At 61.6% G+C, this 17,402-nt stretch carries 18 protein-coding genes and 1 tRNA gene; 10 read left to right on the forward strand and 9 right to left on the reverse strand.

Annotated features, from left to right (window positions below):
* Positions 1-522 precede the first annotated feature (522 nt).
* Entirely contained in the window at positions 523-1,344 is an 822-nt protein-coding gene (locus ACPPVP_RS36505; RefSeq protein ID WP_426528387.1) for a hypothetical protein, read from the reverse strand.
* Between the two features lie 349 nt (positions 1,345-1,693).
* On the opposite strand from ACPPVP_RS36505, the gene ACPPVP_RS36510 reads away from it, so the two are divergent.
* Positions 1,694-1,873 carry a hypothetical protein gene (locus ACPPVP_RS36510; RefSeq protein ID WP_426528388.1) on the forward strand — a complete coding sequence of 60 codons (180 nt, stop codon included), beginning with the start codon at positions 1,694-1,696 and terminating at the stop codon, positions 1,871-1,873.
* A gap of 40 nt (positions 1,874-1,913) precedes the next feature.
* On the opposite strand, the gene ACPPVP_RS36515 is transcribed toward ACPPVP_RS36510, so the two are convergent.
* Positions 1,914-2,378, reverse strand: a complete 465-nt coding sequence (locus ACPPVP_RS36515) for a hypothetical protein (RefSeq protein WP_426528389.1) — start codon at positions 2,376-2,378, stop codon at positions 1,914-1,916.
* Positions 2,379-2,984: 606 nt separating this feature from the next.
* On the opposite strand from ACPPVP_RS36515, the gene ACPPVP_RS36520 reads away from it, so the two are divergent.
* Entirely contained in the window at positions 2,985-4,643 is a 1,659-nt protein-coding gene (locus ACPPVP_RS36520) for a recombinase family protein (protein ID WP_426538243.1), read from the forward strand.
* On the opposite strand, the gene ACPPVP_RS36525 is transcribed toward ACPPVP_RS36520, so the two are convergent.
* From ACPPVP_RS36525 to mnmA, 4 genes are all read right to left on the reverse strand, one after another.
* Positions 4,600-4,676 (reverse strand) — tRNA-Met (locus ACPPVP_RS36525). The two genes, ACPPVP_RS36520 and ACPPVP_RS36525, sit on opposite strands and share 44 nt — an antisense overlap.
* A gap of 115 nt (positions 4,677-4,791) precedes the next feature.
* On the reverse strand, positions 4,792-5,112 hold the full coding sequence (locus tag ACPPVP_RS36530; protein WP_426528390.1) for a hypothetical protein: 321 nt from the start codon (positions 5,110-5,112) through the stop codon (positions 4,792-4,794).
* 117 nt (positions 5,113-5,229) lie between these two features.
* A complete protein-coding gene (locus tag ACPPVP_RS36535) occupies positions 5,230-5,868 on the reverse strand; it encodes a class I SAM-dependent methyltransferase (protein WP_426528391.1) in 639 nt (212 codons plus the stop codon).
* A gap of 121 nt (positions 5,869-5,989) precedes the next feature.
* A complete protein-coding gene (mnmA, locus tag ACPPVP_RS36540) occupies positions 5,990-7,189 on the reverse strand; it encodes a tRNA 2-thiouridine(34) synthase MnmA (RefSeq protein WP_426528392.1) in 1,200 nt (399 codons plus the stop codon).
* A 347-nt stretch (positions 7,190-7,536) separates the two neighbouring features.
* Here mnmA and ACPPVP_RS36545 point away from each other — a divergent pair, with 347 nt between their 5' ends.
* The 8 genes from ACPPVP_RS36545 (at position 7,537) to ACPPVP_RS36580 (ending at position 15,651) form a co-directional block, all read left to right on the forward strand.
* Positions 7,537-9,147, forward strand: a complete 1,611-nt coding sequence (locus tag ACPPVP_RS36545) for a flagellar hook-length control protein FliK (protein ID WP_426528393.1) — start codon at positions 7,537-7,539, stop codon at positions 9,145-9,147.
* An 11-nt stretch (positions 9,148-9,158) separates the two neighbouring features.
* Positions 9,159-9,860 carry a flagellar hook assembly protein FlgD gene (locus ACPPVP_RS36550; protein ID WP_426528394.1) on the forward strand — a complete coding sequence of 234 codons (702 nt, stop codon included), beginning with the start codon at positions 9,159-9,161 and terminating at the stop codon, positions 9,858-9,860.
* Between the two features lie 206 nt (positions 9,861-10,066).
* Positions 10,067-10,342, forward strand: coding sequence for a DUF1153 domain-containing protein (locus ACPPVP_RS36555; protein WP_002714638.1), 276 nt, complete (start codon positions 10,067-10,069; stop codon positions 10,340-10,342).
* Positions 10,343-10,514: 172 nt separating this feature from the next.
* Complete coding sequence (gene fliF / locus ACPPVP_RS36560) at positions 10,515-12,131, forward strand: flagellar basal-body MS-ring/collar protein FliF (protein WP_426528395.1); 1,617 nt, start codon at positions 10,515-10,517, stop codon at positions 12,129-12,131.
* Positions 12,132-12,137: 6 nt separating this feature from the next.
* Complete coding sequence (gene fliG, locus ACPPVP_RS36565) at positions 12,138-13,220, forward strand: flagellar motor switch protein FliG (protein ID WP_426528396.1); 1,083 nt, start codon at positions 12,138-12,140, stop codon at positions 13,218-13,220.
* Complete coding sequence (locus ACPPVP_RS36570) at positions 13,220-13,846, forward strand: FliH/SctL family protein (RefSeq protein WP_426528397.1); 627 nt, start codon at positions 13,220-13,222, stop codon at positions 13,844-13,846. Before fliG ends, ACPPVP_RS36570 begins: the two co-directional genes overlap by 1 nt.
* A gap of 19 nt (positions 13,847-13,865) precedes the next feature.
* A complete protein-coding gene (gene fliN, locus ACPPVP_RS36575) occupies positions 13,866-14,216 on the forward strand; it encodes a flagellar motor switch protein FliN (protein WP_065731301.1) in 351 nt (116 codons plus the stop codon).
* A gap of 55 nt (positions 14,217-14,271) precedes the next feature.
* On the forward strand, positions 14,272-15,651 hold the full coding sequence (locus ACPPVP_RS36580; RefSeq protein ID WP_426528398.1) for a sigma-54 interaction domain-containing protein: 1,380 nt from the start codon (positions 14,272-14,274) through the stop codon (positions 15,649-15,651).
* Between the two features lie 72 nt (positions 15,652-15,723).
* Here the strand turns inward: ACPPVP_RS36580 and ACPPVP_RS36585 are convergent, their stop codons facing one another.
* From ACPPVP_RS36585 to ACPPVP_RS36595, 3 genes are all read right to left on the reverse strand, one after another.
* Positions 15,724-15,903, reverse strand: a complete 180-nt coding sequence (locus ACPPVP_RS36585; RefSeq protein ID WP_426528399.1) for a hypothetical protein — start codon at positions 15,901-15,903, stop codon at positions 15,724-15,726.
* Positions 15,904-15,964: 61 nt separating this feature from the next.
* Positions 15,965-16,549 carry a flavin reductase family protein gene (locus ACPPVP_RS36590; protein WP_426528400.1) on the reverse strand — a complete coding sequence of 195 codons (585 nt, stop codon included), beginning with the start codon at positions 16,547-16,549 and terminating at the stop codon, positions 15,965-15,967.
* A gap of 7 nt (positions 16,550-16,556) precedes the next feature.
* Entirely contained in the window at positions 16,557-17,402 is an 846-nt protein-coding gene (locus ACPPVP_RS36595) for an ATP-binding cassette domain-containing protein (RefSeq protein ID WP_426528401.1), read from the reverse strand.

Here is a 17,402-nt window from a genome sequence, read left to right on the forward strand (position 1 = left end):
AACTATTCTTGTACGTCAACGCGGTGATAGGATTACCGTGGGCGAATGATCATTATTTCAAGAACAACGTAGGCAACGCAAAAGTTACCGTGCGCCTAATGTAGCGCCTTGTTGAGAATTTGCTGAGCAGCGTTATGCGCAAATCGAATGTTATGGAACCTCCATGGCCCTGACCGCCCGATAAGTCTTCATGCAATTTGTTGTGAGTTGCAGACCGGCCGCCCCCGCAGAGCGTTCCCTTCACACGGGAGAGGTCCAAGGTTCGATCCCTTGTGCGTGCGCCAGCAAACTCAATAACTTACGGTGGCGCCAATCAGAGTCTTGACCACTTGGGCGACCAGGGGGCAACCTCCCTCCCCTGTCGGAAGGTTCGACTTCCGGTCAGTCAGCGTAGCTGGCGTCACGAAGCTTCGCTTCTACGGAGGGGAAATGGCGCATATCCGCGCTTCGCGATCATCAACATCAACACGTTTAGCCGAGGCAGCAAATTCAGCAAGAGAAGCCACGGCATAGAAGGCAAAGCTAAGTTCGCATCGCTCCATCAGCACTAACCGTCTCAAAGTATTTGTTTGGTGATTCATCCCAGCCGCCGGCGTGAGCCAATGCGTCAAATACAGTGCTGAGCTTGACCACAACGCCTCCAGTTGCTTCTTCCATATCAAAAATGATGGGCGGCAAAATCAGCCGATGTTGCTTGCCGATTTTCGCCGGCCCTCGTGATACCTCTTTGTCATAACTTACAGTCTTGTATTCCAGTTCACCTACGATCGATACAGCAAGCCAAACGCGCCCGTTAAGGCCAAGTAGGCGATAAACATCCAAAACTGCGAGTGTCAGAGACAAGACGGCTTGCTCGACGGCTGTTCCTGGTATGACGCTAGAATGAAGCGCCTTAGCCATGATCTCCCGATCTACAGCTTCGACAATTCCATTCGGATAAAACTGGACATAGTAGGATGAGTATTCAGTTTCCTTTTCTTCTGAGTTGAATATCACTAGGCCATCCGCAGCCTTACCGGACGACTCTTCTACTTCGCCGTACTTTGCGTTCAGTAGGGCAAGGCTATTGTTGTATTGGTCCTGAGTGATGATGCCTTGCGCAAGGGCAGCGTTGAGCGTCCTTGTTCCTTTTTCGATTTGCGCCTGAGCACGGGCCGTGTCGTCAATCTGGTTTGTAAGCTTGGCTAGTGCGTCCTTAGCCGAAAGTGCTCGCTTCGCGTTGGTGTCTGTTACTTGAGCGACATTGTTAGACGCATCAGCAAGCTTATTCAGCTTGCCGGTTTGTTCGTCAATGCCGGTAGAAGTGGCGCTGATAGTTAAGCGCCGTACAACTTGATCCGACAATATTATTTCTTTCCAATTATAATCTTCAAGAGTGCGTCTCGATGCGCATCGAGGGTGTCCCGTATTCCGATGTAGTATCCAGCGCTGAATGACTCTCGTAAGCGCTTTGGAATAGTATCCAACGCGCTCTGTAGTGATTGATTGATATGGGCCGTGAGTGCGGTGCATTGATCATCGGAAAATCCGTCAGAGAATTTATCAACGATCGCTTGAGCAATTGAGTCGCCGTGTTTTATTCCGGCTTCTTGGTGATGAAAATTGAGTCCAGCTTTCTGTTTTGGTGTCATTCCGTCTTGCACCGCCATAATTGAGTGTTAAAGGGACGCTCCAAACAATTGGAGTAAAACGAGTGGCGAAGAAGAGAACGGCCGTAAGGCGCGCGTGGTCGAAAGACGATTTGAAATTAATGAAGTCTATGGCCAAAGATAAGCAAGGCGTTGACAAGATCGCCAAGAAGCTAAAGCGATCGCCGGGCGCCACCAGCGTGATGGCGGCAAAGCATGGGGTCTCGCTGAGTATGAGAGCTTGATAGCTATGGCCCGGGTGCGGAGTATTCCGGCCCGGGCCGTTTAGAAGTATTTTGCGGCAGGGTCTTCCGGGTCACCTTCGTCGGGCATCTTCACCTTGCTGGCGTCAGATGGCGTTGCGCCCATAGAATTGAGCATCATCCTAAGCAAGTTGAGGGCTTTAACTCCTACGTCTTCGCCAGCTATTTGGCGTCCGCGAATGTCACTGGCGATACTGACCAAAGCCCTGTGACTGTAGTTGAGCCAGGGCAATTCCTTAGCGAATGTATTCCACGCTTCCTTCTGACTCGCGGTCCTAAGAAATTTAGGCGGCGGGCCTAAGGCCCCAAGGCCCGTAGGTTCGGTGCGGTTCTTGAAGCGCTTGGGATTCTTTAGCGTTCGTCCGGTGGTCTGCGCTTTGATAAGCGGGACGCGAGGTCGGGGCATTATTGAAATAACTTTCGCTCTAAAAATGAAAAAAATTGCTATGGGGCTACGAATTGCAGCGCTGCGCGTGAAGGCCCACATCGGTGGGTGGCTCCCATAGCGCCCGAGGATTTACCCTCCCCCCTATACCCCCGCAGCGCGGTCCCCATCCAGCCCGTTGAAAGGGAGGGGGACCGCGCCGAGCCGTGGGAGTCAAGCACCGCTCAATGGATCATCTTACTGCGAGCTAATCCGCGAGCACCCCGCGAACGTTGGCCCACAAGCTTCGTACTGAAGCGTCGGGAAACGCTTTGCGGCCCTTCTACCGTGGAGCCGCTTTCCAGATTTCCAAATCATCATTCATGGCACTTTATTGATTGTAAAACATTCCAAGCAATTTTAACGTGCAGTCGCAATGACAGAAATATGATCGGCTTGACCTAACAGCAGCCCGCCGTACCGAGATGACGCAGGCATTCCGACCTTGGCGCACAATGTGGCAGCCTTGCCTGGCTTGGCGTTGATCGAATGATGATTGCTGTATTTCGTGTCAGCGCGGCGCAGAGACCTGCAGCTCGCAGATTGTGCGCAAATCTCGAGGTTCGATCGTGCGGGACGCTGGTCGAAAATCACCCTTGCAGAGTGATCCGGACGAGGCGATTCTGCGCCTTGCGCGCGTACTTGCCCGTCTGACTGCAAGGGAAGATCATGAACGAGAACTCGCCAAACAACGAGGTAAAGAAGAGAGCGGTGATCTATGCCCGGTTCTCGACGGACCTTCAGAATGAGCGATCCATTGAGGATCAGATTTCGCTTTGTCGAACGTACGCGGACCGGGAAGCGTTAAATGTAGTCGGCAGCTATGATGATCGCGCCCGCTCCGGCGGGTCGTTGATGGGGCGCAACGGCCTGCTGAAATTATTGGATGATGCAAGAGAGAAGTGTTTCGACGTCATTATAGTCGAAGCCCTCGATCGTCTTTCGCGCGACATGGAAGATCTCGCGGGCATCCATAAGCGACTGTCTTTTCTTGGCATCGAAATTCGGGCGGTTCACGAAGGCGTCGTCAACACCGTGCTGGTCGGCCTTCGCGGCCTGGTAGGACAGCTCTTTCGCGAGGACAACGCTCATAAAGTACGTCGGGGCCTGGCAGGTCGCGTCAAGCAAGGCTTGTCCGCAGGAGGACTAACGTACGGATACACGCCCGCTCCCGGTAAAAACGGCGAGCGCGTCATCGTAGAGGCTGAGGCGCAGGTGGTCAGGCGCATCTTTCAAGAATATGTGGATGGTCGAACTCCCCGCGAAATCGCGCATGATCTCAATAGTGACAAAATAGCCCCTCCTCGAGGACGAGCCTGGAACGCCTCAACAATAAACGGCAACCGCGAGCGAGGAGCAGGCGTTCTCCAGAACGAGCTCTATGTGGGGCGCCTTGTCTGGAACAAGGTCCGGATGGTCAAGGATCCCGAAACTGGAAAGCGGCTCTCACGACCAAATCAGAAAAGTGATTGGCAGATTGCCGAGGTGCCACATCTTACAATCGTCACGCCAGAGCTGTTTGCAGCAGCTAAGGCTCGCAAGGAAGAGCGCAATCGCATTCATCCCAGTCACCTACGCCGACCTCGCCGCATGCTTTCTGGCCTTCTTCGCTGCGGCTCATGCGGCTCTGGCATGGCAACAAAGGGACGAGACAAATCGGGACGGGTCCGCATTCGCTGCTCGGCAGCGACAGAAAGCGGCACATGCTCCGACCCCAAGACTTTTTACTTGCATACTGTCGAGGGCGCCGTTCTCGGCGGGCTAAAGGCTGAATTGCGCGCGCCGAAGGTTATTTCCGAGTACGTACGAACGTATCTTGAGGAGCGTAAGCGCCTCGCAACCGCATCAAACGCAAAAAGGCAACGTCTTGAGCAGCAACAAGGGCAATTGACCCGGGAAATCGATCGACTGGTAAATGCGATCGCAAAAGGGCATGGCGATCCGGCCGTTCTCGGCCCACAATCAACTGCTTTGGCCGCTGAGCGAACTCGAATCTCTGAACAGCTAACGCATGAACCGCCCGCGCCGAAAAATGTCGCGCTGCACCCAGCCATGCTCAAACGATATGAGGAGCAACTAGAACGTCTTGAGGAGGCGTTAGCCAAAGGTGCCAAAGCCGGCGATGGAGAGGCCGCCGAAGCAATCAGAGATTTGGTCGAATCGGTCACCGTGTTCCGCGATCCAGAGCGCCCAGGCGGCGTATCTGTCGAAATAGCAGGTCGGCTAAATGCCCTGCTGGGCGACACCGCTTACCCGAACCGGGTCAGAGGAGTGGGGGGAAAGATGGTAGCGAGAGAGGGACTCGAACCCCCGACCCCAGGATTATGATTCCCGTGCTCTAACCAGCTGAGCTACCTCGCCACGGTTCACCGTCGCGGCACAGTATGCCGCATTCGCGAACGCGCGGCATATAAGGAGTGGCTCGCGGACCTGTCAAGCAAAGCCGGCGGTTCGGCCAAGCATCTGCAAAATAGCGCTATTTCGGCCGGATTGTCGGGTCGCCGCCGGGACTGCCGGGTGGCGGAATCACGGGCGTCTTGCCGGTGTCCGGCGCTGGTGCGTGCATTTCGGGATCGACGCCGGGGGGAGGGCACAATACGCCGTCCGAGCGGGCCAGCTTGTCGCCGAGCGGCTCGGCGCGCTGGCCGGTGGTGGTCCCGTCCGGAACCGCCGTGCCGGCATTCGGCTTCGGCTGCATGGGCGCGCAGTTGGCCGCGCGTTCAGGCGAGGGTGGCGCCGTCTTGGCGGGCGGCGTGGTTGGGCCCGGCGGGGCTTGCGCACCCGCCACGTCAGCCATCACCATCATTGCACATGAGATCAGAAAAGCGCGTTTCATAGGCATGTAGGGAAACGGCCTGCGCTCGCGGAGGTTCCGCGATTAGATTGTCGCTTTTTGTTTGGAAAACGCCGGGCTTCACGATTTTCGAAATCGGATCAGCGAAAAATGCCCCATCGGCGGCATCGGCCGCCGCTCGGTCAAAGTGACACCGCCATGTCTGGCGGCCCAGTTGGTGAGGCGTTCCCAGGGGAATTCCGGCCGCCAGCCGAGCCTGCGCGCCAGCGGCGCGAAAGCCAATTCGAAGATGCGGCGGGGCCCGCTTTCCGCGCCGATATGATTGACCAGAATGAGCTCGCCGCCCGGTTTCAGCACGCGGATGAAATCATCCAGCGTGCGTTCCGGATCGGGCACCGCCGTGATGACATATTGCGCCACCACCGCATCGAAGTATGAGTCCTTGAACGCAAGATTCTTGGCGTCCATCACCGCAAGCGTTTCGACATTGGTCAGGCCGAACTCCCGCACGCGCTTGAGCGCGCGGCGCAGCATCGGCTCGGAAATGTCGACCCCGCATAGTTTCGTGTTGCGCGAATATTCAGAAAGCGACAGCCCGGTTCCGACACCGACGTCGAGAACGCGTCCGCCGATCTTGTCGGCTTCCGCAATGGTCGATCGGCGGCCCTCATCGAACACCTTGCCGAAAACCAGATCGTAGACCGGCGCCCAGCGCCCATAAGCCTTTTCGACCCCCTCGCGGTCGATGTCCCCAGCCATTCCCTCTGCCCCGATTTTTTTCAGATCATGACGCGATTTTATCAAATCGCATCATGATCTCATCTCTTTGTTTGAGCATGATCTTTTCGAAAAACCGGCTTCCACTTTTCCGGATCATGCTCTAGCTGCGCATCACCTCAGCGAGCGATGCAGTCTTTTCCTGCGCCCCTCCCCTCGCCGCCGCAATCGTTGCGGTCGCGCTCTTGATGAATCCGCCGCCGAGCACGCGCGCCTGTCCCGCCGGCGCATCGTAGAACACGCAGGCCTGGCCGGGCGAGACGCCCTCTTCGCCGGCAACGAGTTCGACCTCATAGCCGCCGTCGACCGCGCGCAACCAGGCCGGCTGCGGCGGTCGCGTCGAGCGCACGCGCACGAACATCTCGATGCCGTCGCCGATCACGCGATCCAGCAGCCCGTCGCCGATCCAGTTGACGTCACGCAGGCGAATACGATCCATCCGCAGCGCCTCGCGCGGCCCCACCACGACGCGGCGGCTGGCCGCATCGAGCTTGACGACATAGAGCGGCGCACCGGAGGCGATGCCGAGCCCCTTGCGCTGGCCGACCGTGAAATGAACGATGCCCTGATGCCGGCCGATGGTACGGCCTTCGAGGTCGACGATATCGCCGGGCTCGATCGCGCCGGGCTTGAGACGGCCGATGATATCGGTGTAGCGCCCGGTCGGCACGAAGCAGATGTCCTGGCTGTCCTGCTTGTCGGCGACTTCGAGGCCGAAGCGCCGCGCCAGTTCGCGCGCCTGCGGCTTGGTCATGTCGCCGAGCGGAAAGCGCAGATAATCGAGCTGCTCGCGGGTGGTCGCGAACAGGAAATAGCTCTGGTCGCGATCGGCGTCCGCAGCGCACACCAGCGCGCGCGATCCGTCGGCGAGGCGGCGCGAAGCGATGTAGTGTCCGGTCGCGAGCGCACTCGCGCCGAGTTCGCGCGCAGTCGCCAGCAGATCGCGAAACTTGATCGAGCGGTTGCACTCGATGCAGGGCACCGGCGTTTCGCCGAGCGCATAGCTGTCGGCAAAATTGTCGATCACGGATTCGCGGAAACGGCTTTCATAATCGAGCACGTAATGCGGAATACCGATCCGTTCGGCGACGTTGCGGGCGTCGTGGATGTCACGGCCGGCGCAGCAGGCGCCCTTGCGATGGGTGGCCGCGCCATGGTCGTAAAGCTGCAGCGTGATCCCGACCACGTCGTAGCCTTCGGACTTCAGCAAGGCAGCCGTCACCGAGGAATCGACGCCGCCGGACATGGCGACCACGATCCGCGTGTCCTGCGGACGGCCTTCGAGGTCCAGACTGTTTCGCATGCCAGGGGTCATCGACTTCAATCGCAAGCACGCCATGCGGCTCGCGGTCAGGGTTATAAAATGCCTTTAATCATAAGGCCTTAGGACATGATTCGGCCCTGCCGGGCCGGATCGGACGCCGCTCTTTAATATAGGCCGTATTCCCGCGAGGCAATCAGCCGATCCCTATTTTGGAGCGTATCCAGGACGGCAAATCTTGCCGCCGGGCAGAAAAGGGGGTTGCGGTCATGCGGTGCGATCTACGTGTCTTTTTTATAAGTAGTTGAAAAAACTGGACTATTTTTACCGCAGCGGCTGGCCCGGTCCTTGCTGAATGGTAGACCGAGAGCTCAGCGCGAGGGTCGCCCGTGGTAAGTGTCACGTCAGAAGTATCGGCAAACGCATCGTTTCAGAATGCGGCGGCAAGGTCCGCGCGGCCGGATTCCGAGCCGCCTGCCGGCAACGACAGCTTCGCCGCGCTGGTCGACAGCAATACAGCCGCGAGCCGCAACGACCGTGCGCAGGACTCCGCGCCAGCGCCCGCCATGCGCCGTAACGACGACACAGCTATCGACAACCGCTCGCGCGACAACGCCGCCGCATCGGACAAGGCAGCCGCGGACAAGGCCGCGCGCAACGCTTCGAACGATCGCGACGACGCCGCAGCCAAGGCACGCCGCGACGACGAAGCCGATAGCAAGGTCGATACCGACACCAAGGCCGCGACGCCCCGACGCGCCAAATCGAAGTCCGACGCGCCGAAATCCGATAATGCGAAGTCTGACGAGACGACGCAGGCATCTTCCGGCGATGCTTCAACCGATCAGGCCGGGACGACACAGGATGGAATGGCCGCAGTGACAGCCGACGCCGTTGCTGTCGCCATCCCCGCCGCAACAACGCAGGCGGCGACGGCTTCCGCGATATCCGCAACCGACAAGGCGACCGCGCCGATTGTCATTGCTGCCGCGGCGATCGCAGCCCTCACCGCCGAGACCGCGCCGGCCACTCCCGCCGCTCAAGGCACCGAGGCCAACGCAACCCCGGGCGCGAACGCTGCGCAGGTGGATGGCGCTAAGGCCAACGCGCAGGCTGCCGTCGGCGCAGCCGCTGACCCATCGGTCGCAACCGGCATCGCTCAGGCCGCTTCGTTGGTCGCAGCGACACCCGCCACCAAGCCCGCGGTGCAGCTCAAGAACCCCGATCTCGCCAGGAAAAGCGCCACGACGGCGGTCGAGACGCAGAACGCGGCCGGCACCACGGCGCCCGCCGCGGACACCATCGTGCCCACTGCCACGTCGCCGACCGAAGCCGCGGGTAAGACGAAATCCGAGAATGGCATCGCCGACGCCGCGAAGGCCGACGCGTCAGGCAATTCCATGGCGCCGTCGGCCCCCCACGCCAACGCGCATTTTGCTGCGCCCGACGTCAGCCAGACGCCGGTCAATTCGTCCGGCAACGGCCTGCAGGCCGCCGGCGCAATCCAGACCCAGCAAGCGGCCGCTCCCACGACGACGCCGGCTGCAGCTAGCCAGCTCACCGCGACCGCAGGCGCCGCGGTGCCCGTGAGCGGGCTCGCGCTGGAAATCGCCGCATCTGCCAAGAGCGGTAAGACCCGCTTCGAAATCCGGCTCGATCCGGCAGAACTCGGCCGCATCGATGTCCGCATCGATATCGATCGCCACGGCCAAGTGACGTCCCATCTGACGGTCGAGCGGCCGGAAACGCTGTCGATGCTGCGCCAGGACGCCAACCAGTTGCAGCGCGCACTCGACAATGCCGGGCTCTCGACGGGCAATAGCGGATTGCAGTTCAGCCTGCGCGACCAATCCTCGCAGGGACAGAACGACGGCAACCAGTCCAACCCCAACGCCCATCGCCTTGTTGTCAGCGAGGACGACACCGTGCCGGCCGTCGTCGCCGGCCGCAGCTATGGCCGCATGCTCGGTTCGAGCAGCGGCGTCGACATCAGAGTTTAACGGAGGTCACCATGGCAGTCGATGCAACCATGCCGACGACGATCAAGTCGGCGCCCTCGTCCAGCTCAAGTTCTAGCAGCAACAGCAGCAAGTCCTCGACGGCTACGACAGGAATTGCGGATAATTTCCAAACCTTCCTGACGCTGCTGACCACGCAGCTGCAGAACCAGAACCCGCTTGATCCTCTCGACACCAACCAGTTTACCCAGCAGCTCGTGCAGTTTGCCGGCGTCGAGCAGCAACTCAAATCGAACGATCAGTTGAAGTCGCTGATCGACATCGAAAAGAGCGCCCAGGCGACGCAGGCGCTGGTCTATGTCGGCAACACGGTCGCCGTCGACGGCAGCACGGCGCAGTTCGACAAATCTGCGACCTGGAATTTTACCAGCGAGAAAGACACCACCGCGACGATTACGATCACCAGTTCGACGGGCCAGACCGCCTTTACCGGGTCATATGCGCTGAAACAGGGCAATTCCAGCTTCCTCTGGGACGGCAAGGGTAACGACGGTGTCCAATGGCCAGCTGGCACCTACACCATGAGCGCCACCGGCAAGGATAGTTCGGGCAACAGCGTGGCGATCTCCACCGAGGTCCAGGGCATCGTCGACTCAGTCGATCTCAGCGCCTCCCCGCCGCTGCTGTCGATCGGCGGCCAGAGCTACACCACCGACAAGATCAAGCGCGTGGTCCGTTCTACCGCCTCCAGCTAGCCCTCACCCCTCGCATCGTTTGATCCGCCACTTCCGATCCGGCAATCCCTGGTTGTACGCAAAGGCGTCACAGGGAACCCGGGGCCGACATATTTTCCATCATTTTCAAGGAGATTCGTATTGAAGCTGCGGGCTTAGGCAATTTTTAAGCCGGCAGGCGTAGGTTGTCATGGTGAGTTCAGTGGTTGAGAGTTTGTGAGTACGCCATGACAGAACCCCATCGCCCGAGGGTAAAATACGTCATCGGGCCTGACGGCAGCCCGTTAACAATTGCTGACCTGCCCGCGCCAGGCACCAAACGGTGGGTGATCCGCCGCAAGGCCGAGGTCGTTGCAGCGGTCCGCGGCGGCCTGCTCTCCCTCGAGGAAGCCTGCAGCCGTTATACGCTGACGGTCGACGAATTCCTGTCCTGGCAGTTTTCCATCGATCAGCATGGTCTGGCCGGCTTGCGGACCACCCGGATCCAGCAATATCGGCAGTAAACTCTCCCGCGACCTGAAAGATTTGATGAAAACCGGCTCCGTTTTACGAAGCCGGTTTTTTTCATGTCGGAACTATTCGTCGCGGCTTTAACGGCTGTTAACCATATGGAAACCATCCCCTAGGCAATAATTGCCCAGTCGGTCCCTGGGGCCGAATCCCTGGGGGCGGTTGGTGCAAAGTCTCGTTGCTTTCCTGAGAGGACTGGGCGCCTCGCGGTTGATGGCCATGGTCGCGGTGACGACCGCGCTGCTCGGCTTCTTCGCCTTTGTCATCATGCGCGTCACGACGCCACAGATGACCACGCTGTTCTCCGACCTCTCCGCCGAAGACTCCTCCGGCATCATCAAGGATCTGGAACGCCAGGCGATTCCGTTCGAGCTTCGCAACGAAGGCGCCGTCATCATGGTGCCGAAGGACAAGGTTACGCGGTTGCGGATGAAGCTCGCCGAAAGCAATCTGCCCAAGGGCGGCGGCGTCGGTTACGAGATTTTCGACAAATCGGACGCCCTCGGCACCACGAGCTTCGTCCAGAACATCAATCATTTGCGCGCACTGGAGGGCGAACTCGCCCGCACCATCCGCGCCATCGACCGCATCCAGGCGGCCCGAGTGCATCTCGTGCTGCCGGAGCGGCCGCTGTTCTCGCGCGAAACGCCGGAGCCGTCGGCGTCGATCGTGCTGCGGGTGCGCGGCACCCTCGAACCCCAGCAGATCCGCGCTATTCGCCATGTCGTCGCCTCCGCCGTCAACGGGCTGAAGCCGCAGCGGGTATCGATCGTCGACGAGGCCGGCCGGTTGCTGGCCGACGGCTCTGGCAAGGACTCCGAGAACGCGGTCGGCGACGAGCGCCGCACTGCGTTCGAGAAGCGCATGCGCAACGAGGTCGAGGCGATCGTCTCCTCGGTCGTCGGCCAGGGCCGGGCCCGCGTCCAGCTCACCGCCGATTTCGACTACAACAAGGTCACCCAGACCTCGGACAAGTTCGATCCCGAGGGCCGCGTGCTGCGCTCCAGCCAGACGCGCGAAGAATCCGCGGTGTCGGCGGAGAATAGCGGCCAGGTGACGGTCAACAACGAACTGCCCGGCAACCAGACCAACACCACCACGCCCACCGCTCGCGACCAGAGCAAGAAGAGCGAAGAGACCAACAATTACGAGATTTCCCGCACCACCAAGACCGAGGTCACCGAGGCCGGACGGGTCAACCGGATCTCGGTCGCAGTGCTGGTCGATGGCGCCTATTCCAAGAACGAAAAAGGCGAGATGGTCTATCAGGACCGCAGCAAGGAACAGCTCGACCGCATCGCCACCCTGGTCCGCTCGGCGATCGGCTTCGACCAGAAGCGCGGCGACCAGGTCGAGGTCGTCAATCTTCGCTTTGCCGAAGCGCCGGCCGTGCCCGCGGTCGTGGAGCCGACCGGCCTTCTCGGCATGCTGCAGTTCACCAAGGATGACGTCATGTATGTCATCGAACTCGGCGTCATGATGCTGCTCGGCCTCGTGGTTCTGTTCATGGTGATCCGTCCGCTGGTCAAGCGCATCCTGGCTGCCGAAGTCGTTCCCGCACCGCCCGAACCGGCGCTCGCCTTGACCGACGGCACGGCCGAACTCGGGCCCGGCCAGGCGTTGATCGCCGGCACCAGCGGCACCGCCCAACTGATCGACGTCGCCCAAGTCCAGGGCCAGGTCCACGCACAGGCCGTACACCGCGTCGGCGAACTGGCGGAACGAAATCCGAATGAGACCGCTTCCATTGTTCGCCAATGGCTCAGCGAACCCGCCGAGTGACCTGACATGGCCGTACCGCAAACCAACAATGCCAACGACATCACCACCGTCATCTCGGCGCTGGCGAGCCGTCAGAGCGCACGGCCCAAGAGCAAGCCGCTGAGCGGCCCGAAGCGCGCCGCCATCCTGATGCTGGCGCTGGGCGAGCAATATGGCGGCAAGGTCTGGGGACTGCTTGCCGACGACGAGGTGCGCGAATTGTCGATCCATATGTCGACGCTCGGCACCGTCGAGGCCGACGTGGTCGAAGACCTGCTGCTCGAATTCGTGTCGCGGATGTCCGCGTCAGGCGCGCTGATGGGCACCTTCGATGCGACCGAGCGGCTGTTGCAGCAATACCTGCCCGGGGACCGCGTCACCGGCATCATGGACGAAATTCGCGGCCCCGCCGGCCGCAACATGTGGGAGAAGCTCTCCAACGTCCAGGAGGAGGTGCTCGCCAACTACCTCAAGAACGAATACCCGCAGACCATTGCGGTAGTGCTGTCGAAGCTGAAGCCGGAGCACGCCGCACGCGTGCTGGCGATCCTGCCCGACGATCTCGCGCTCGACGTGGTCGGCCGCATGCTGAAGATGGAAGCGGTGCAAAAGGAAGTCATCGAGCGCGTCGAGCAGACGCTGCGCACCGAATTCATGTCCAATTTGTCGCAGACCCGCCGCCGCGACGCCCACGAGGTGATGGCCGAGATCTTCAACAACTTCGACCGCCAGACCGAGACCCGTTTCATCACCTCGCTGGAAGAGGAAAACCGCGAATCTGCCGAGCGCATCAAGGCGCTGATGTTCACCTTCGACGACCTCATCAAGCTCGACTCCGGCTCGGCCCAGACGCTGATGCGTAATATCGACAAGGCCAAGCTCGGCATCGCGCTGAAGAGCGCCAATGAGGAGGTGCGTGCCTTCTTCCTCGGCAACATGTCGTCGCGCGCCGGCAAGATGTTGATGGACGACATGGCCGCGATGGGACCGGTGCGGCTGCGCGACGTCGACGAGGCGCAGGCGCTGCTCGTCAACCTCGCCAAAGACATGGCCGCCAAGGGCGAAATCACGCTGACCAAGAGCCGCGCCGACGACGAGCTGGTGTACTGATGGCCGCACCCGCAAAATTCCTGTTCGACACCGACTTCGCAGCGCCCGACAGGACGCGCGAGCGTGCGGCGACGGCTGCCGAGATCGCGCAGAAGATCGCGGAGGCCGAGGCACGCGCCTACCGCGCCGGTTACGAGGCGGCCCAGCACGAGGCGAAGGTGGAGAGCGACCGCCGCTCGGCGCTGGCGCTGGAAGAGATCGGCATCACCATCCGCGGCATCGCCACGCGCTTCTCCGGCATCGAGGCCAGGATGGAGACCGAAGCCGTCGAAGTCGCGGTCGCGGTGGCGCGCAAGCTGTGCAGCGAACTGGTCGCCCGCGAGCCGCTCGCCGAGATCATGGCGCTGGTCAGCGACTGCTTCTCCCACCTGGTTGCAACCCCGCATCTCGTCGTCCGCATCAACGACCAGCTCTACGAAGCCGCCCGTGACAAGATCGAACGGCAGGCTGCCCAGAACGGCTTCGAGGGCCGGCTGGTGATCCTGGCGGAGCCCGGCATCGTCACCGGCGACTGCCGGATCGAATGGGCCGACGGCGGCGTCGTGCTGGAACGCGCGACCATCGAAGCAAAGATCAGCGAACTCGTGGGGCGCTATCTGGCGTCCCGCGATCAGGCCGGAGCGTAAAGGCCATGAGGACTGAACCATGAGTGACACCGACGCACAGGTACCGCTACCCGACCTCAACGCCGCGGACGCCCCGCCGGTCGACGATCTCGCCTACAACGAGGACGAACAGGCCTCGCGCATCGCGGCCGACCTCGAGGCCGTGTTCGACGTGCCGGTGCAGGTCTCGGCCGTGCTCGGCCGTTCCAAGATGGACGTCGGCGAACTGTTGAAGCTCGGCCCCGGCACCGTGCTGGAGCTGGACCGCCGCGTCGGTGAAGCCATCGACATCTACGTCAACAACCGCCTCGTGGCGCGAGGCGAAGTGGTGCTGGTGGAAGACAAGCTCGGCGTGACCATGACGGAAATCATCAAGGCGGAACGCAGCTAACAATTTTGGCGATACGCGCCGTAAACGGCGCGAACAGACGAACTGGAGATAAAAAATGCGGCTTCTCATCGTTGGCACATTGAAGGGCCAGCTTACGACCGCCACCAAGATCGCGATGGACAATGGCGCCTCGGTAACCCACGCCGAGGCGGTCGAACAGGCGATGGCCGTGCTGCGCGGCGGCAAGGGTGCCGACCTGCTGCTGGTCGATGTCGCCCTCGACATCCGCGACCTGGTGATGCGGCTGGAAGCCGAGCACATCCACGTGCCGATCGTAGCCTGCGGCATTTCCAACGACGCCCGCGCGGCGGTCGCCGCGATCCATGCCGGCGCCAAAGAATACATCCCGCTGCCGCCGGATCCGGAACTGATTGCGGCCGTGCTCGCCGCCGTCGCCAACGATTCACGCGACCTGATCTATCGCGACGAAGCCATGGGCAAGGTCGTCAAGCTGGCGCAGCAGATCGCGGGCTCGGACGCCTCGGTGATGATCACCGGCGAATCCGGCACCGGCAAGGAAGTGCTGGCGCGCTATGTCCACTCCCGCTCGGGCCGTGCCAAGCGGCCGTTCATTTCGATCAATTGCGCCGCGATCCCCGAGCATCTGCTGGAGTCAGAGCTGTTCGGCCACGAGAAGGGCGCCTTCACCGGCGCCGTGGCCCGCCGTATCGGCAAATTCGAGGAGGCCACCGGTGGCACGCTGCTGCTCGACGAAATCTCCGAGATGGACGTTCGCCTGCAATCCAAGCTGCTGCGCGCGATCCAGGAACGCGTGATCGACCGCGTCGGCGGCACCAAGCCGGTGCCGGTCGATATCCGCATCATCGCGACCTCGAACCGCAACCTCGCGGACGCCGTGCGCGAAGGCACCTTCCGCGAGGACCTGCTGTTCCGCCTCAACGTCGTCAACCTGAAGATCCCGCCGCTGCGCGACCGTCCGGCGGACATCCTCGAGCTGGCGCAGCATTTTGCCAAGAAATATGCCGACGCCAACGGCGTGGCGTTGCGGCCGATCTCCGCTGACGCGAGGCGGGTGCTGACCTCAAACCGCTGGCAGGGCAACGTCCGCGAACTGGAAAACACCATCCATCGTTCGGTGCTGATGGCGCAGGGCGACGAGATCGGTCCCGAGGCGATCCTGACCCCCGACGGCGACCGCCTCGACCTCGCCAAGACCGCACCCGCGGTGGCGCACGCCACCTTTGCCGCCGAGCAGGTGACGCGTGCGCTGGTCGGCCGCACCGTCGCCGATGTCGAGCGTGACCTGATCCTGGAGACGCTGAAACACTGCCTCGGCAACCGGACCCATGCCGCCAATATCCTCGGCATCTCGATTCGCACGCTACGCAACAAGCTGAACGAATATGCCGACGGCGGCATCCCGATCACGCCTGCCGGCGCGGGTGAGCATCAGCGTTTTGTCGCGGCTGGCTAGAACCCTGCCGCCGTCATTGCGGGCGTAGCGAAGCAATCCATCTTGTCCCGAGCGGCGCCATGGATTGCCTCGCTAGGCTCGCAATGACGTTGAGATAGCTGAATAGCTCGGCGCGTCGGGCTTTCGAAAAATGCGAATGGGATCGCCGGGCTGCAGGTCGCGCCCGGTGAAAACCGCATAGGCATAGAGCGCGAGGTAGGCGATCGCGAGCGCGCCGACGCCGTAAAATATCCAGGTTGCAAGACGCTTCATTCGCCGGGTTTAGATCGGCAACCCGGGAAAAGCCAGCCCCGGCCCGGGACGGCTGCCTCGGTCAGAACTTGCGGCCGGTCTTCCGCACCGGCACGCTGACCTCGGCAAGCTTCGCCGCATCCTCGTCCTGATCGATGGCGACATAGCGCCCCTGCCAATAGGCCAGCGCCGCGGTGCGCGCGGACACCGCTACGTCCAGCACGCGGCCGATGACGATCGCATGCGAATGCCGCTCGATGACGTCCTCGACCTCGCAGTCGATCGCTGCCAGCGCGTCTGCCAGCAGCGGCACGCCGGAGGCACGCGTAGTCCACTGCGCGCCGGCAAAGCGGTCGGCGCCCTTCAGCCCGCCCTTGCCTGTGAAGCGCTCGGCAATATCGATCTGGTCGGATGTCAGGATGCTGACGCCGAAGAAGCCATAACGCTTCACGAGCGGCCACGAGGACGATTCACGATTGAGGCTGACGATCAGGGACGCCGGCTCGACCGACAGCGAGGACACCGAGGTGACCGTCATGCCCGAAATGTCCCTGCCCTTTCCGGCGGTGATGACGCTGACACCACCCGTCAATTGGCGCATGGCACTGCGAAAATCGCTCGCCGTCACTTCGGTTTCGATCGACACGGCGCGGACAATGGAATTCATGGGCACCTCACAGGTCGGAAGTATCTTCCGTCCCTTCCAGAAGATTTTTCAGGATCGCGCCTTCCAGCGCCGCCAGCTCGGCCGAACCGCGCTGCCTTGGACGCGGAATATCGACGCTGAAATCCTCGGCGATGCGGCCGTCCTCGATGACCAGCACGCGATCGGCCAGCGCCACGGCCTCGGCGACGTCGTGCGTCACCAGGATCGCGGTAAAGCCCTGATCGTGCCAGACCCGCTCAAGCAGCCGCTGCATCGATATCCGCGTCAAGGCGTCAAGCGCGCCGAGCGGCTCGTCGAAAGCGAGCACGCGCGGCTGGCTGACCAGCGCGCGCGCCAACGCCACGCGCTGCTTCTGTCCGCCCGACAGCACCGCCGGCCATTGCGTCCGCTTTTCGGCGAGACCGACCTCCACAAGCGCGCTCTCGGCACGGGCCTGCGCGTCCGGCGAATTCCGTTCCCGGCCAAGACCGACTTCGACATTCGACAGCACCCGCGCCCATGGCAGCAGCCGCGGCTCCTGGAACATGACGCGGACGTCTTCCGGTCGCGCGTCCTCGCCAAGGCTGATCGTGCCGGCGGTAATGGTCTCCAGACCGGCAATCAGCCGCAGCAACGTGCTCTTGCCGCAGCCGCTGCGGCCAACGATCGCAACCGACTGGCCGGCCGGAATATGCAGGTCGATGCCGCGCAGCACCTCATTGTCACCGAAGGATTTTCGCAATCCCCGGATGGTCAGCGAAAGCCCGCGGGACGGCGCTTCCGAGCCGCGCCGAAGCAATCGCGCCTGCTCGACGATGTCGGCGCGATCGACCGGCTCGGCCCCGGGTGAAAGGAAACGAAGGGCTTCTTGCAT

The sequence above is a fragment of the Bradyrhizobium sp. McL0615 genome, assembly GCF_049993905.1.
Classification (GTDB): Bacteria; Pseudomonadota; Alphaproteobacteria; order Rhizobiales; family Xanthobacteraceae; genus Bradyrhizobium.

Coding starts and splice junctions, on each gene's coding strand:
- mnmA (WP_426528392.1), bottom strand. CDS start 7,189: ATGCGAAACAGTCTGGACCTCGAAGGCCGTCCGCAGGACACGCGGATC.
- ACPPVP_RS36520 (WP_426538243.1), top strand. CDS start 2,985: ATGAACGAGAACTCGCCAAACAACGAGGTAAAGAAGAGAGCGGTGATC.
- ACPPVP_RS36570 (WP_426528397.1), top strand. CDS start 13,220: ATGGCCGCACCCGCAAAATTCCTGTTCGACACCGACTTCGCAGCGCCC.
- ACPPVP_RS36555 (WP_002714638.1), top strand. CDS start 10,067: ATGACAGAACCCCATCGCCCGAGGGTAAAATACGTCATCGGGCCTGAC.
- ACPPVP_RS36550 (WP_426528394.1), top strand. CDS start 9,159: ATGGCAGTCGATGCAACCATGCCGACGACGATCAAGTCGGCGCCCTCG.
- ACPPVP_RS36595 (WP_426528401.1), bottom strand. CDS start 17,402: ATGCAAGAAGCCCTTCGTTTCCTTTCACCCGGGGCCGAGCCGGTCGAT.
- fliG (WP_426528396.1), top strand. CDS start 12,138: ATGGCCGTACCGCAAACCAACAATGCCAACGACATCACCACCGTCATC.
- ACPPVP_RS36580 (WP_426528398.1), top strand. CDS start 14,272: ATGCGGCTTCTCATCGTTGGCACATTGAAGGGCCAGCTTACGACCGCC.
- ACPPVP_RS36585 (WP_426528399.1), bottom strand. CDS start 15,903: ATGAAGCGTCTTGCAACCTGGATATTTTACGGCGTCGGCGCGCTCGCG.
- ACPPVP_RS36535 (WP_426528391.1), bottom strand. CDS start 5,868: ATGGCTGGGGACATCGACCGCGAGGGGGTCGAAAAGGCTTATGGGCGC.
- ACPPVP_RS36590 (WP_426528400.1), bottom strand. CDS start 16,549: ATGAATTCCATTGTCCGCGCCGTGTCGATCGAAACCGAAGTGACGGCG.
- ACPPVP_RS36515 (WP_426528389.1), bottom strand. CDS start 2,378: ATGTGGGCCTTCACGCGCAGCGCTGCAATTCGTAGCCCCATAGCAATT.
- ACPPVP_RS36530 (WP_426528390.1), bottom strand. CDS start 5,112: ATGGCTGACGTGGCGGGTGCGCAAGCCCCGCCGGGCCCAACCACGCCG.
- fliN (WP_065731301.1), top strand. CDS start 13,866: ATGAGTGACACCGACGCACAGGTACCGCTACCCGACCTCAACGCCGCG.